Raw genomic sequence first — 14,860 nt, 5'->3', positions numbered from 1 at the left:
CCGATGAGCCTATCCCGTCCTTTTATTTTGCGGCCCGTCGCCACGACATTTTTGATGATTGCCTTGCTGTTGTCAGGCATTCTGGCTTGGCGCCTGCTGCCGGTGGCAGCATTGCCGCAGGTGGATTACCCGGTCATTCAGATCAGTACGCAGTATCCCGGCGCGAGTCCCAGCGTGACCGCCAGAGCCATTACGGCGCCGCTGGAACGCCGTTTTGGGCAGATCCCGGGATTGAATCAGATGTCTTCGTCCAGTGGCAGCGGCGTGTCGGTGATCACGCTGCAGTTTTCGCTGGACATTCCCTTGGGTGTGGCAGAGCAAGAGGTACAGGCGGCAATCAGCGCCAGCAGTGCATTGCTGCCGGATGATTTACCTGCCCCGCCTATTTATCGCAAGGTCAATCCGGCCGATGTACCTATCCTGACATTGGCGGTGACCTCCGATACCTTGCCTCTGCCGCAAGTCTATGATCTGGTCGATACCCGGATGACGCAACGGCTGGCGCAATTGTCTGGCGTAGGGATGGTCAGTCTGGCGGGCGGGCAGCGTCCTGCCGTACGCGTGCAAATCAACCCTATGGCCTTGACGGCCTATGGATTGCAGTTGGCGGATGTGCGTGATGCCATCCGCGCGACGAATTCGAATCTGCCCAAGGGCAGCTTTGATGGCCCGGTGCGCTCGGTGATCATGGACGTGAATGACCAGCTGCGCAGCGTACAGGAGTATCGCGATTTGATTGTGGCCTGGCGCGGTGATGCGCCCGTGCGGCTGGGGCAAGTGGCGAGCGTGCAGGATGGGGCGGAAGATCGTTTTCTGGCAGCCTGGGTGGATGAGCGTCCTGCGGTGCTCGTGAACATTCAACGTCAACCCGGCGCCAATGTGATCGCCGTGGCGGATCGGGTCAAGGCCTTGTTGCCGCAGTTGACGGCCAGCATGCCGGCATCGGTGGATATCGCTGTGCTGACAGATCGTACGGAGAGTATCCGGGCATCGGTGCGCGGGGTGCAGTGGGAACTGGTGTTCGCGGTAGCGCTGGTCGTGTTGGTGACGTTCCTGTTTTTGCGCAATCTGCCGGCGACGCTGATTCCGAGCCTGGCGGTGCCTTTGTCGTTGATCGGCACGTTCGGTGTCATGTACATGGCAGGCTTTTCGACCAATAACCTGACCCTGATGGCCTTGACGATCGGGGCCGGCTTTGTGGTGGACGATGCCATCGTCATGCTCGAGAACATCGCCCGTTATCGCGAACAGGGACATAGCCGGATGCAGGCGGCACTGAAGGGGGCAGGCCAGATTGGTTTTACCCTGGTGTCGCTGACGGTATCGTTGATCGCAGTGCTGATTCCCCTGCTGTTCATGGAGGATGTGGTGGGGCGGTTGTTCCGCGAGTTCGCGGTGACGTTGGCGGTGGCGATATTGATTTCGCTGGTGGTGTCGCTGACGTTGACGCCCATGATGTGTGCACGCCTGTTGCCGGATCTCGAGTCGCACGATACGTTGGCGGCCGGACGCCGCGGCTTGATGGATCGCATTGTCGATCGGTACGCGGCTTTGTTGGACGTGACGCTGCGGCACCAACGTACGACGTTGATCATCATGTTGGGAACCGTCTTGTTGACAGGGCTGTTGTATTGGTCGGTACCCAAGGGATTTTTCCCGGTGCAGGACAGTGGTGTCCTGCAAGGGGTGACGCAGACCGCCGAGGATGCCTCGTTCGATACGGTGGCGCAACGTCAGCAAGCTGTGGTGCGAGCGCTGTTGGACGATCCCGCCGTGCAGAGTCTGTCGTCATTCATCGGTATCGATGGTGTCAACACCACGCTCAATAGCGGTCGGCTGCTGATCAATTTGACGCCTCGCTCGGACCGTGACGGGTCGGTAGATGCCATCATGGCGCGTTTGGCCGATCGTGCCAGCAAGGTGGATGGAATCGAATTGTTCCTGCAGCCGGTGCAGGAGTTCAATGTCGAGGACCGGGTCAGCCGTAGTCAGTATCAGTTCACACTGACTTCGCCCGATGCAAAACTGCTGCAGTATTGGGCCAATGAGCTCGCGCAGTATCTCGGGCATCAGCCCGCGTTGGCGGATGTGGCCGCGGATTTGCATAGCGGCGGCCGGCAGGCTTATTTATCGGTGTCGCGAGATATTGCTGCGCGATTGGGTGTCAGCATGGACGATATCGTGCAGACGCTCTATAGCGCTTTTGGGCAACGTCAGGTCGCTACGCTGTTTACGCAGTCCAATCAATATCGCGTTGTGCTGGAGGTCGATCCACAGCATGCGTCGGACCCTGCTGCGCTGGATCGTATTTATGTGCATTCGGCCGATGGCGCTGCGGTGCCGTTGGCTGCGTTGGCCACGCTCAGCGAGCGGGCGGTTCCGTTGGCGATTAACCACGTGGGCCAGTTTCCGGCGGTCAACGTGTCGTTCAATGTGCCGCCGGGCAGCTCGCTGAGTGAAGCGACACAGGTAATACAAGGTGCACGCGCCGCGATCGGTATGCCGGTGAGTGTGGAGTTGCGCTTGCAGGGCGCGGCGGCAGCCTTTCAGGCGTCGTTGGCCAATACGTTGTGGCTGATGCTGGCGTCGGTCATCGCGATGTATCTGGTGCTGGGGATGTTGTATGAAAGCGCGATCCACCCCATTACGATCCTGTCCACGCTACCCTCGGCGACGGTGGGAGCGTTGCTGGCGCTGTTGCTGACGGGGCGGCCGCTGGACCTGATTGCGGTGATCGGCATCATTCTGTTGATCGGGCTAGTGAAGAAAAACGGCATCATGATGGTCGACTTTGCGCTGGAGGCCGAACGAGTGCGAGGCCTGGATCCTCGGGCTGCGATTCGTGAGGCGGCCTTGCTGCGATTGCGGCCGATCTTGATGACGACGTTGGCGGCGTTGTTTGGCGCGATTCCGTTGATGCTGGCCAGTGGTTCGGGCGCGGAGCTGCGTCAGCCGTTGGGGTGGGTCATGGTGGGCGGGCTGTTGGTCAGTCAGGTGTTGACGCTGTTCACGACGCCGGCGGTATATCTGTTCTTTCATCGGCTGGGCGCACGAGGTTCTGTGCCCACAACGCAGCCGGTGTCTGGCTCGGATGCCTCCTGATGTTGCGCGCTTTTGTCCAACGGCCGATCGCGTGTTTGTTTCTTGCCGTAGCGCTGATGCTGATCGGTGCGGTGGCTTGGCACCTGTTGCCGGTTGCGCCGTTGCCGCAAGTGGATTTTCCGATGATCGAGGTGCGTGCATCGTTGCCCGGCGCCAGCCCGGAAAGCATGGCGAGCACAGTCGCAGCGCCATTGGAGCGGGCGCTGGGCAGCATTGCCGGCGTGACTGAAATGACCTCGTCGAGTAATCAAGGGGCGACGGAGGTACAGCTGAGCTTTGAACTGGACAGGGATATCAACGAAGCCGCCCGAGACGTTCAGGCTGCCATCAATATGGCGCGCGGCGAGTTGCCGGCCGGTATGCCGGAGGACCCGTCGTACTACAAGGTGAATCCGTCGCAGGCGCCCATCATGGCGATTGCGTTGAGCTCGGCAACACGGCCGCCAGGTGCGTTGTACGATCTGGCCTCGACGGTATTGGCGCAGAAGATCTCGCAGATCGAGGGGGTGGCAGAAGTCTCGTTAGGAGGCAGCTCGTTGCCTGCGGTGCGGGTGCAGATGAATCCACACGCACTGGCGCACTACGGTGTAGCGCTGGACGATGTGCGCGAGACCATCGTCCAGGCCGCGCCGATGGCACCCTTGGGATATCTGGAATCGGCATCGGGCCGATGGGAAGTCGGCACCCAGGCTCAGCCTCGCACGGCGCGCGAATATGAGCAGCTGACGGTGCGGCAGCAAGATGGCGCGCTGACGAAATTAGGCCATGTGGCGCGCGTCAGTGATTCGGTAGAGGACCGCTATAGCACGGGTTTTCATAATGAGGACCCTGCGGTTGTGATGATGATCAACCGGCAGTCGGGTTCGAACATTATCGAAACCATCCAGGAGATTCACCAGGCCTTGCCTGGGTTGCGGGCATTGCTGCCTGCCGATGTGAATCTGACGGTCGTGCTGGACCGTTCACCAGGCATCCATGCGACATTGCGCGAAGCACACATCACGCTGGGGATCGCGGCCATTCTGGTCATCTTGGTCGTGTGGCTGTTTTTGGGCAATGCGCGGGCTGCGGCCATTCCGAGTGTGGCGATTCCGGTGTCATTGATTGCCACGTTTGCGGTGATGTATGCCTTTGGATTTTCACTGAATAATCTATCGCTGATGGCGTTGATCGTGGCGGCGGGATTGGTTGTCGACGATGCCATTGTGGTGCTGGAGAACATCTCGCGTCATCTTGAACGAGGCTTGTCGCCATTGCGTGCTGCGGTTCGTGGGGTGAGCGAGGTTGGCTTCACATTGGTGGCGATGACAATGGCGTTGGCCGTGGTGTTTGTTTCCATGCTGTTCATGGGGGGATTGGTCGAACGTTTGTTCAGGGAGTTTTCTATCACCCTGGTAGCCGCCATGGTGATCTCGCTGGTGATTTCGTTGACCATCATTCCCAGTTTGTGCGCACGATGGTTACCCGCCGTAAAGGCCAGCGAACCGCCGTCTGCGACCTGGTTGAATCGCGTCTTTGCCCGCTTGCAGCGGGGCTATGGGAACACCCTGACCGGCGTGCTGCGGCACGCGTGGTTGACGCTGGCGTTGCTGGGCGTGGTGATTGGGTTGAACGTATATTTGTATGTGCAGGCACCCAAGGGCTTTTTGCCTACGCAGGATACCGGGCAGGTCATCGGCTTCGTGCGCGGCGATGATGGTTTCTCATTCCAGATCATGCAGCCCAAGATCGATGCCTATCGCCGTTTGGTCGTGGCAGACCCTGCCGTGCAGGATGTGATTGGCTATAACGGCGGCAGCCTGGGGATCAGTAATTCATTCTTTTTGATTCGGCTCAAGCCGTTGTCAGAGCGTGGTGAGTCGGCGGACGCGGTGATCAATCGACTGCGGAAAAATTCCCCGTCTGTGCCTGGCGGCATGTTCTTCATGGCGGTTGACCAGGATTTGCGCATGCCGGGCGGATTCGGCACGTCTGGCGATCACGAGTTGAAGGTTCTCACCAGCGACGTGCCGCTGCTGCGGCAGTGGTCGCGGAAAATTGCCCAGGCGCTGCAGGATGTGCCTGAGTTGCGTGATGTGGATGCGGTGGGTGACGAGGCCACGCAACAAGTGACCGTGCTGATCGATCGTACCGCGGCGCGACGATTGGGCGTTGATGTGAGTACCGTGGCGTCGGTGCTGGGTAATTCGTTCAGTCAACGTCAGGTGGCGACGCTGTACGATCCTTTGAATCAATATCGCGTGGTGTTGGAGTTGGATCCTCGCTATACCGAGGATCCAGGCGTCCTGGAAGAAGTCCAGGTGATCACAGACGATGGTCGTCGCGTGCCCTTGAGTGCGTTTGCAACGTATGAGTATGACTTCGTGAACGACCGGATATTTCACGATGGCCTCTTTGCTGCGACGGGCATCGGGTTTTCCTTGGCTGAAGGGGTGTCGTTGGATCAGGGATTGGCGGCGATTGACGAGGCGATGGCCAACCTGATGCTGCCGTCCGAGATTCAGACGCGCTTGGGCAGCAGCGCCGAAGATTTTCGGCAGATCCTGCGAGATCAGCCCTGGTTGGTATTGGGGGTGCTGGTGACCATCTATCTGGTGCTGGGGGTGTTGTATGAAAGTCCGCTGCATCCCTTGACGATTTTGTCGACCTTGCCCTCGGCAGGGATCGGTGCGTTGCTGGCGCTGCGGTTGGCGGGAATGGAATTTACGTTGATTGCATTGCTGGGATTGTTCTTGTTGATCGGGGTGGTGATGAAAAACGCCATTCTGATGATCGATTTTGCGCTGGCCTTGGAACGGCGCGAGCGGCTGTCGTCGGCCGAGGCGATTCACCGCGCTGCCATGTTGCGGTTAAGGCCGATTGTGATGACGAATCTGGCGGGCCTGCTGGGGGCATTGCCGCTGGTGCTGGGTCTGGGCGAGGGGGCGGAGTTGCGCCAGCCGTTAGGGGTGGCGATTGTCGGGGGGCTGGTGGTGAGCCAGTTTTTGACCTTGTATACGACACCGGTGGTCTACCTGTTGCTGGACCGTTTGCGTCGCCGCCCGCGTGCGGTTCAGACTTCGTCGCCATGAAACAGGCTCTGCCCATGGGTGTGCAGCAGGTTGATGAGTTTTTCGGCTGCAGGCGACAGGCTGACGTCTTTGAGATAGGTCAAGCCAAAATTACGAACCAGCGTGGTGGCCGGCAAGGGGATCTCGCGTAGCTGTCCTTGGCTGGCGCTGATAGTGCGGCGTGATACGAAGCTCAGCAGATGCGTGTGTGCGATGACGCGGGGAATCAGGGGAATCGAGTTGGTTTCGATCTGCGCGTAGGGGCGGGCGAGGCCTTGGGATTCGAATGCCTGGTCGAGCCAGATCCGGCTGGCGACAGATACATTGGGCAGCGCCCAGCGGTAACGGGTCAGTGATTCCAGTGTCAGGCGTTTTCTGCTGCGAAAAATGGGGTGCTGCACGCCGGCTGCCGCGACCACGACATCTTTGAGCAGGGTGTCACAGACGAACTCGGGTTCTCGATCGGGCACGAATCCCAGCACCACGTCCAGGTTGCCGTCGCGTAGTTCAACGCGCGATTCGTAATTCATGCGGATCAGCAATTGCAACTGAACATCGGGGGCTTCTTTCAGAAGCAGTTGTGAGATCGTCGGTAGCAGATATTCGGCGCCTAGAGGGCCGCTGCCTAAGCGCACCAGACCTGCTGTGCCGCGACCGAGCGCTGCGACTTCGTTACGGACGGCATCGGCTGTGCCCAGCAGCGGTGTGGCACGCGCCAGCAGCGCGGCGCCTGCGACGCTGAGCCGTTGGCCGCGCCCTTCGCGTTCAAAGAGCTTGGCGCCTAACGAGGCCTCCAGTCGGTCGATGGCCTTGGTGAGGGCGGGTTGTGAGCGGTGCACGATGTCCGCAGCCCGCCGGGTGTTGCCGGCATGAGCGATAGCCACGAAATATTTCAGGTCGCGCAGGTCCATGGTGATTACCTGTAAAAGAGGTCAAACCTTCAAATCAAGTCAGCGGGGCCTCGGGAGTATGGCCGGAAATTGATAGCTAAATAGATTCAATTGATGAAAATTTTAAAGTAGACGGAATCAATTGGGCAGCCCAAAATGCCGAAAACTCAAGGAGACGGTTTCGTGACCTCGGCGCAACGCCCTATTGCCCCCACGGGCAGGCCCATCACCATTTTTGTAACGGCGCCCAAGCTGGCTCAGGCCGGCGTCGACGTCCTGCAAGCAGCTGGCGCCCGTGTCATTTATCTGCCGGTGGCGGATGACGTGCAAGCCGTACGCCACATCATGGCGACGGAGCCGGTGGATGCCGTGATTTCGCGGACCGTGGCGCTGGATGCCGAGGCGATTGCCTCATGCCCAACGTTGAAGGTGGTTTCCAAACATGGCGTCGGGGTCAGCAACATCGACGTGGCGGCCTGCACCGAGCGGGGCATTCCCGTGTATGTGACGCCAGGAGCGAACGCGCAATCCGTGGCGGAAATGACCTTGGGCTTGATGTTTGCCGCCGCGCGCCGCATTCACTGGATGGATGGTGAGTTGCGAGAGGGGCGCTGGTCCCGGGCACAGGACGGCCTGGAGCTACACGGACGCACGTTGGGATTGGTGGGTTTTGGCCAGGTGGGCCAGCGCGTGGCTGCCGCATGTCTGGCGATCGGTATGCGTGTGTACGCCTACGATCCCGCGTTGCAGGGGCAGCCGTCGCCGTTGCCGGGTGTGACCTTGTGGAGCGATATGGACGATATGCTGCCGCATTGCAATGTGGTCAGTCTGCATGTTCCCTTGAATGCACGTACGCGCAATTTTTTCAATGCTGCGCGTTTGGCGCGCTTGCCGAAACAATCGGTGTTGATCAACACCGCGCGGGGTGAAGTGGTCGACGAGGAAGCGCTGATTCAGGCGCTGCAGGACGGCCAGTTATATGCGGCTGGGCTGGACACAATGGCGGTCGAGCCATTGCCTGCCGGCAGTCCGCTGGCAACGTTGCCAAATGTGGTGCTGACTCCGCATGTCGGCGGGTCCACGCCCGCCGCTCTGGCCGCGATGGCCACTGGCGCTGCGCGCAATGTGCTGGGCTGGTTGGCGGGCCAGCCAGCGGATGCCTCGGCCTGCGTGAATGCGCAGGTGCTCAAGGCCACGCCAGCTGTATCGGCGTAGTGCGCCACGACGTTGTACTTCTTTTTTACTAGGATATTTCATGAGCACGAACACCAAGATTTCCTGGCCTGCCGGCTATCGCATCAACCCGCGCGACGCGGGTCCTTCGGCTGAGGTTGTCAGCGGTTTTCAGGGCCTGCCTGCAGCTGCGATCGGCGACGCGATGAGCCGTAACGTCGGGACGGTGGGTTTGCGTCAATATCATGCACGTCTGGACACGACGATGTGCGGCCCGGCGTTTACCGTGCGCGTACGGCCGGGCGACAACTTGATGATTCACAAGGCACTGATGATGGTGCAGCCGGGTGACGTACTGGTGATTGACGGCGGCGGCGATGTGACGCAAGCTTTGGTCGGCGGGCTGATGCGTACGACTTGCGTGGCCAAGGGCGTTGCGGGCTTGGTGATTGATGGCGCGGTACGTGATCTGACCGAGTGGGCCGAGGACGGCATGCCGATTTTTGCGAAAGGCCATACGCATCGTGGCCCGAGCAAGGATGGTCCAGGCGAGATCAACGTGCCCATCAGCTGCGCGGGGTTGGCAGTATTGCCAGGCGACCTGATTGTGGGCGATGCTGATGGCGTGATCGCTGTCCCGAAAGATCAAGCCGAAGACATACTGGCACGCACGCGCGCCCACCTGGAAAAAGAAGCGCGCATCCGGGAAAGCAATCGTACGGGCTCGGCGGATCCCGAGCGGTTTGATGCAGTGCTGCGTGCGAAAGGCCTGCCGGTTTGATGGCTGGCTTGTGACGACAGATCCGTGATGAGCCGAGCTTAGGCGAGCGTATCGCGCCAGTATTCGAGGGTGCGCACGGGTTTGCTTTTAAAAGAAAATGATACGGAGACTTTGATGAATCGACGCGATTTTCTGCAGCTTGCGGCAGCCGGCGCAGCAGGAGCCACGATGCCTTGGGCAGCTCAGGCCCAGTCCAATAATTGGCCCACGACTGTAATCAGGCTGATCGTGCCTTTCCCGCCGGGAGGCGGCACGGATACGGTGTCCCGTTTGGTGGCAGAGAAACTCACGCTATCGAAAAAGTGGCAACTGATCGTAGACAATCGTCCAGGCGCAGCGGGCAATATCGGATTGGACCAAACTGCCAAGTCGAAGCCCGACGGCTATACCTTGGCGATGGCGCAGACGTCGAACATGGCTATCAATCCGGCCTTGTATCCCAAGATGCTGTTCGATCCTCTGAAGGACCTGGAACCGATTGTCCAGGTGTGCGCACAACCAGTGATCCTGGTGGTGCGTAAGGAGTCACCCTTCAAGACTCTGGCAGACTTTATTGCGGCAGCCAAAAAAGAGCCGGGCAAGTACACCATGGCGCAAGCCGGCATGGGTACGGTAGGCCATCTGGCGGGGGAAATGCTGACGCGCGAAGCAGGCATCGACGTGATGCAAGTGCCTTACAAGGGCGCGGGACCGGGAATGAATGATTTGATGGGCGGCCAGGTCGATACCTATTTTGGCAGTGCGGCATCGGTCATGTCGCAGCTGGAGGCGGGCGCCGTTCGAGGGTTGGCGACAACATCTGCCAAGCGCCTGGTGGCCTTGCCGGATCTGCCGACGGTAGCAGAGCAGGGCTATAAAGATTTTGAGGCGACGACATGGTTGGGACTAGTCGGGCCGGACGAATTACCGGATGATATCGTCAAGCAAGTCAACGCTGCCGTTGTCGAAATCATGTCGAGCAAAGAAGTGCAGAAGCGTCTGGAAGCCGACGGCAACGAGCCGAACGCTGGAACGCCCGAGGCATTTGCTACGCTCATTCGTAATGAGCACGATAAATGGGGCAAGTTGATTCGCGAGGCCAACATAAAAATTAGCTAGCGAGTATGCACCAGGAGCCCACCTTCTCTATGCGTACGTGCGTGCGCATGGGGACGGTGGGTTTTGCTGTTTTCACCTTATTGAGGGGACATGGAATGAAAGTATCGATTTCTGAATTGGCTGCCAAGCGCGTCGCACGGCTGAGTGCTGTGGGGCTGGCGGCGGCGGCGTGGATGATGCCTGCGGCGCATGCGGCCGATGCGGTGTACCCGAACAAACCCATCACGCTGATCGTGGGGTCTTCGCCAGGTGGATCGAACGATGTGTTTGCGCGTGCCATCGCCAAGCATATGGGCGATGCGCTGAAACAAACCGTCGTGGTAGAGAACCGGCCCTCGGGCGGTGGTGTGCTGGCGAACTCGCTGGTCGCAAAGGCTGCGCCGGACGGCTATACGCTGGGTATGGTGTCTTCTACGTTCACTACGGGTGCTGCGATCCGCACCAATCTCGGCTATGACGCGGTAAAGAGCTTTACGCCGGTGGCGATGATTGCCCAAGGCCCGCTGCTGATTACCATCAACAAGGATCAGCCTTTCAAGACCATTCAGGAACTCGTGGCTTATGCTCGTGAGAACCCGGGTAAATTGAACTACGGCACGTCGGGCATAGGCAGTATCAACCAGTTTTCGACGGAGCTGTTTGCCCAGTCCGCGAATATCAAGATGACGCACGTCCCCTACAAGGGCATGGGTCCTGCTACGAATGATCTGATCGGTGGACAGATCAATGTGCTGGTGGCGAGCGCGCCGTCGATCCTGGGGCAGGTGCAAAGCGGCAATGTGCGCGCTTTGGCCGTGACTACTGCGCAGCGTTCACCGGTTGCGCCGGATCTGCCGTCCTTGGAAGAGGCAGGCTACAAAGGCAGCGCGACGGATTTGTGGTGGGGAATTCTGGCACCGGCCAATGTGCCTGCTGACGTGACTGAACGCTTGAACAACGTCATCAACGAAGCGCTCAAGAGCGACGATATGAAGGCGTTCCTGCTCAAAGAAGGCGCCGAGGCTGCGCCGATGAGCTCTGCCGCGTTTGGCAAGGTGATTGCTGAAGAACTGGCCAATTGGAAAGTGGTGGCCGAGAAATCGGGCATTCAGCCGGAGTAATCCCAGACCAGGCGCGTTGGCTATCTTGCTATGCGCGCCTGCGCTTTGCGGCGGTGGGTTCGGTCGCCAGAATATCGGTGATCTGCCCAATATTGCTCAGCGTGCTTTGCAGATGTTCGCGCAAGGCCTGCGATGCGTCTGCGTTGCGGCCTTGCTCCAGTAATTCCAGGATGTGCAGGTGCTGTTCGCAATGCTGTTTGTAGCGTTTGCGATCGCGCATCGAGCGATAGGACAGCAGACGGCGTACACGATTGACGCGGCGTACGGTGTCGATAAAGAATGGGTTGCCCGAGGCCTCTACCAGCGATTCGTGAAAGCGCACGCCACGGTCATGGAGTTGATCTGCGGTGTCGGTTTCGATGCCACCTGCCAACAGGTGCAGTTCGGCCTCGCGGCAGCGTGCCAGGATGGTGGGGTCCAGGCGATAGCCGGGTTCTAGCAGGGCGGCCGGCTCCAGCGCTAGCCGCAGGCGATAGGACTGCAGCAACGCGTCGGGCGTGCGCATCATGCCGGAGAATTCCCATCCATAACCAGGACGGCGTTCGGCCCAGCCTTCGTTGGCAATGCGTCCGAGTACGGCGTTCAATTGCGCCGGCGTCAGCTGATATCGTGCGCGCATTTGCGTTTCGGTGACGGCCGCCGCCAGCTCACCGCGCAGCAGATCGTCGGCGATGCGAAAGTAGATGTCAGTGAGGACGTCGTGTTCTTGCAGCCCCAACTCTGCTGCCAACTCGTCGGCGCGCGCGGGGACGGCTTGTGCGACGAAGTAACCGCGATTGCGTTGCCGGCTCAATACCCCTTTTTCGTGCAGTTGTTGCAACGCTTCGTTGATCGGCGAGCGCGACACCCGCAGCCGATCGGCCAGCATTTGCGCGGGCAAATGGGCACCGACGGCCAGACCATCCATATGGATGAGTTCAACGATCTGCGTGGCAAGGGATTTTTGCGGAGTCATGCCCAGGACTGTAGCGCAGAATCAGTCCGCCTCCACGTCCGAGACGGGGTGTGCCGCCAGGGTGTCGCGCAAGATGGCGGGGATGACGCCGCCGACAGCAAGCAGGTCAACTTCCAGTTGAGTTTCTACGGCGGCGCGCGCTGTGAAAGCCGTGATGGAACCGTCTTGGCGGTGGATGCGCACCGGAATGTCGCAGCGCGGCGTAATGGCGTTCGCGGGCGCGTCGATCTCGATACGGTCGCCGGATTGAATCTGCAGGGCGTCGGGGCCATGAGTTGCCGACAGGCGCAGCGGCAATATACCCATGCCTATCAGATTGGAACGGTGAATGCGTTCGAAGCTCAACGCCAGGACGGCGCGGATGCCGAGCAGCCGCTGCCCCTTGGCCGCCCAGTCGCGGGAAGAGCCGGTGCCGTAGCGTTCGCCTGCAATCAGGACGAGCGAGTCGCCCGCATCACGGTAGCGCTGTGCGGCCTCCCAGAGCGGTAAAACGTCGCCTGTCGGAGCGTGCCGCGTGTACGCCACGGGCGCCTCTGGACATAGCAAGTTGACGAGTGTCTTGCTGTGAAATGCCGCGCGCAGCATGACTTCCCAGTTGCCGCGGCGTGAAGCGAAAACATTCAAGTCGTTGCGATCATCACCGCGTTCGACCAGAAAATCTGCGACCAGGCTGTCGGGAGGAATGGCGCTGGCCGGCGAGATATGGTCGGTAGTGATGTCATCGCCCACGACCAGGAGCGGATGGGCTGTGTAGTGTCCCAATTGACTGCCTGCGTCCGCGGCGGCAAAGGGCGGCCGGCGCAGAATCGTCGAGGCGGGGTCCCAGGGAAACTGAGGCGATGACGGCGCATCGAGTTGTTGCCACAACGGATTGCGCTGCGCGATCTGAAAATCGCGCCGGAAATCCGCTGCGTCCAGCCCGGCCTGAAGACAAGCCTGAATCTCTGCGTGGGTGGGCCATAGGTCCTGCAGATAGATGGGCTGATCGTCTTCAGTCTGTCCCAAGGGATCGTTGCCCAGGTCCCGCTCGGCGTCACCCGCCAAGGCATAGGCAACGACGAGCGGCGGCGACATGAGAAAACCCAGATCCAGATCAGGGTGAATGCGGCCCGGGAAATTGCGATTGCCGGACAGCATGGCGACGGGATGGATGTTGTCCACTTTGGTTGATCGCGTAATGACTTCAGGCAAGGGGCCAGAGTTGCCGATGCAGGTGGTGCAGCCATAGCCCACGATATCAAAGCCCACGGCTGACAGATCGTCGATCAAGCCCGCGCGCTGCAGATAGCTGGCCGCGGCGGGAGAGCCGGGCCCTAAAGACGTTTTGACCCAATGAGGAACTTTGAGGCCATGGGCGCGCGCCTTGCGGGCGACGATACCGGCAGCCATGAGCAGGCCGGGATCGGTGGTGTTGGTGCAACTGGTGATGGCTGCGATGGCGACGGGATAACGCGGCAGATCCGTGTGGGAATCCGCCGGCTGAAATGCCAGTGCATCGAGCGTGGCCGGTACATCGCGATAGTGCAACAGGTCCTGCGGGCGCCGCGGACCGGCGACGTGCATGCCGACCTGCTCCAGTGCAATGTGCAGGGTGCGCGTATAACGGGGGCGGGCACAGGGATCGAACCACAACCCTGTGCGTTGCACGTAGTGGCGTACTCGTTCGACGGCAGCCTCGGATCGGCCGGTCTGGCGCAGATAGGCCAAGGTATGGTCATCGACGGGAAAGTAACCCGTGGTGGCTCCATACTCCGGGGCCATATTGGCCACGACAGCGCGTTCGCTGGCAGACAGCGTAGAGACGCCGGGGCCGTAGAACTCGACGAATTCGCCGGATACCCCCATGCCGCGCAACTGCTGCGTGACCGTCAACGCCAAATCGGTGGCCAAGACCCCGGGCGGCAAGGCTCCCGTGAGTTCGACACCGATGACATCCGGGATACGCAACATCGTGGGCATGCCGAACATCACGGTCTGCGCTTCCAGGCCGCCTACGCCCCAGCCGAGCACGCCGATGCCATTGACCATGGGGGTATGGCTGTCGGTGCCGATCATCATGTCGGGCACGAGCCAGTCTTGTCCGTCGCGTTGATCGATTTGTACGACCGTTGCCAATTGCTCCAGATTGATCGTGTGCATGATGCCCGTGCCAGGCGGGTTGATGCGCACGCCCTCCAGGGCCTGTGAGGCCCAGCGTAGAAAGCGATAGCGCTCCTGATTGCGGCGAATCTCATGGCCGATGTTCTGCGCCGCGGCGTCGCGCCGGGCATAGGCCTCGACTGCCAGGGAATGGTCCACCGAGACATCCACCGGTAATCCGGGATTGAGCACCGCGGGGTCGACACCCGCCTCGGCTAGGGCATCGCGCATGGCGGCGATGTCTACCAGGGCAGGGGTGCTGGTGGTGTCGTGCATGAGCACCCGGCCGGGCTGAAACGCGATCTCTGCTTCGCTCGATCCCGTTTGCAACCAGTCAAACAGCGCCTGTACTGCATTGTCCCGCTCGCTGCCCTGCATATTGCGCAGCGCATTCTCCAATAACAGACGCAGCACGACGGGAAGCCGAAAGTACTCGGCGCCAAACGGGCCGGGGAGGTCGACGACGGCGTAGGTTTGCGATCCGACAACCAACGTGGCCGGGCTGGCAGGGGGCAGGTGGGCAGGTTCCATGGAATCCATTATTGCATTTTTAATTTAAAAAATGCAATATG

The 14,860-nt window shown here is 60.2% G+C and carries 9 protein-coding genes; 6 read left to right on the top strand and 3 right to left on the bottom strand.

The genetic code is table 11. The annotated features are described in order from the left end of the window. The first annotated feature begins 3 nt into the window (after positions 1-3). Positions 4-3,102 carry a multidrug efflux RND transporter permease subunit gene (locus ACYVI2_RS10600; protein ID WP_415821323.1) on the top strand — a complete coding sequence of 1,033 codons (3,099 nt, stop codon included), beginning with the start codon at positions 4-6 and terminating at the stop codon, positions 3,100-3,102. Then, positions 3,102-6,173 carry an efflux RND transporter permease subunit gene (locus ACYVI2_RS10595; RefSeq protein WP_460490303.1) on the top strand — a complete coding sequence of 1,024 codons (3,072 nt, stop codon included), beginning with the start codon at positions 3,102-3,104 and terminating at the stop codon, positions 6,171-6,173. Before ACYVI2_RS10600 ends, ACYVI2_RS10595 begins: the two co-directional genes overlap by 1 nt. Here the strand turns inward: ACYVI2_RS10595 and ACYVI2_RS10590 are convergent. Continuing rightward, the gene (locus ACYVI2_RS10590) at positions 6,155-7,063 is read right to left on the bottom strand and encodes a LysR family transcriptional regulator (RefSeq protein ID WP_415821322.1); all 909 of its coding nucleotides are present in this window, start codon (positions 7,061-7,063) and stop codon (positions 6,155-6,157) included. The genes ACYVI2_RS10595 and ACYVI2_RS10590 overlap by 19 nt on opposite strands. Positions 7,064-7,198: 135 nt before the next feature. On the opposite strand from ACYVI2_RS10590, the gene ACYVI2_RS10585 reads away from it, so the two are divergent. From ACYVI2_RS10585 to ACYVI2_RS10570, 4 genes are all read left to right on the top strand, one after another. Then, positions 7,199-8,257: a hydroxyacid dehydrogenase gene (locus ACYVI2_RS10585; protein ID WP_415821321.1), complete on the top strand. Its 1,059-nt coding sequence runs from the start codon at positions 7,199-7,201 to the stop codon at positions 8,255-8,257. A gap of 40 nt (positions 8,258-8,297) precedes the next feature. Continuing rightward, entirely contained in the window at positions 8,298-8,996 is a 699-nt protein-coding gene (locus ACYVI2_RS10580; protein ID WP_415821320.1) for an RraA family protein, read from the top strand. Positions 8,997-9,110: 114 nt separating this feature from the next. After that, positions 9,111-10,094: a Bug family tripartite tricarboxylate transporter substrate binding protein gene (locus ACYVI2_RS10575; protein WP_415821319.1), complete on the top strand. Its 984-nt coding sequence runs from the start codon at positions 9,111-9,113 to the stop codon at positions 10,092-10,094. Positions 10,095-10,189: 95 nt separating this feature from the next. Beyond that, positions 10,190-11,194, top strand: a complete 1,005-nt coding sequence (locus ACYVI2_RS10570; RefSeq protein WP_415821318.1) for a Bug family tripartite tricarboxylate transporter substrate binding protein — start codon at positions 10,190-10,192, stop codon at positions 11,192-11,194. Positions 11,195-11,222: 28 nt separating this feature from the next. Here ACYVI2_RS10570 and ACYVI2_RS10565 read toward each other — a convergent pair whose 3' ends face one another. Further along, entirely contained in the window at positions 11,223-12,149 is a 927-nt protein-coding gene (locus ACYVI2_RS10565; RefSeq protein WP_415821317.1) for a GntR family transcriptional regulator, read from the bottom strand. 21 nt (positions 12,150-12,170) lie between these two features. After that, positions 12,171-14,819 carry an aconitate hydratase AcnA gene (acnA, locus tag ACYVI2_RS10560; protein WP_415821316.1) on the bottom strand — a complete coding sequence of 883 codons (2,649 nt, stop codon included), beginning with the start codon at positions 14,817-14,819 and terminating at the stop codon, positions 12,171-12,173. Positions 14,820-14,860 lie beyond the last annotated feature (41 nt).

It is taken from the genome of Bordetella tumbae (genome assembly GCF_054780995.1).
This window is presented reverse-complemented; position numbering and strand designations above follow the sequence as displayed.

Excerpts from the sequence above, each read along its gene's own strand:
- ACYVI2_RS10600 (WP_415821323.1), top strand. The coding sequence starts at position 4 with ATGAGCCTATCCCGTCCTTTTATTTTGCGGCCCGTCGCCACGACATTT.
- ACYVI2_RS10595 (WP_460490303.1), top strand. The coding sequence starts at position 3,102 with ATGTTGCGCGCTTTTGTCCAACGGCCGATCGCGTGTTTGTTTCTTGCC.
- ACYVI2_RS10590 (WP_415821322.1), bottom strand. The coding sequence starts at position 7,063 with ATGGACCTGCGCGACCTGAAATATTTCGTGGCTATCGCTCATGCCGGC.
- ACYVI2_RS10585 (WP_415821321.1), top strand. The coding sequence starts at position 7,199 with ATGCCGAAAACTCAAGGAGACGGTTTCGTGACCTCGGCGCAACGCCCT.
- ACYVI2_RS10580 (WP_415821320.1), top strand. The coding sequence starts at position 8,298 with ATGAGCACGAACACCAAGATTTCCTGGCCTGCCGGCTATCGCATCAAC.
- ACYVI2_RS10575 (WP_415821319.1), top strand. The coding sequence starts at position 9,111 with ATGAATCGACGCGATTTTCTGCAGCTTGCGGCAGCCGGCGCAGCAGGA.
- ACYVI2_RS10570 (WP_415821318.1), top strand. The coding sequence starts at position 10,190 with ATGAAAGTATCGATTTCTGAATTGGCTGCCAAGCGCGTCGCACGGCTG.
- ACYVI2_RS10565 (WP_415821317.1), bottom strand. The coding sequence starts at position 12,149 with ATGACTCCGCAAAAATCCCTTGCCACGCAGATCGTTGAACTCATCCAT.
- acnA (WP_415821316.1), bottom strand. The coding sequence starts at position 14,819 with ATGGAACCTGCCCACCTGCCCCCTGCCAGCCCGGCCACGTTGGTTGTC.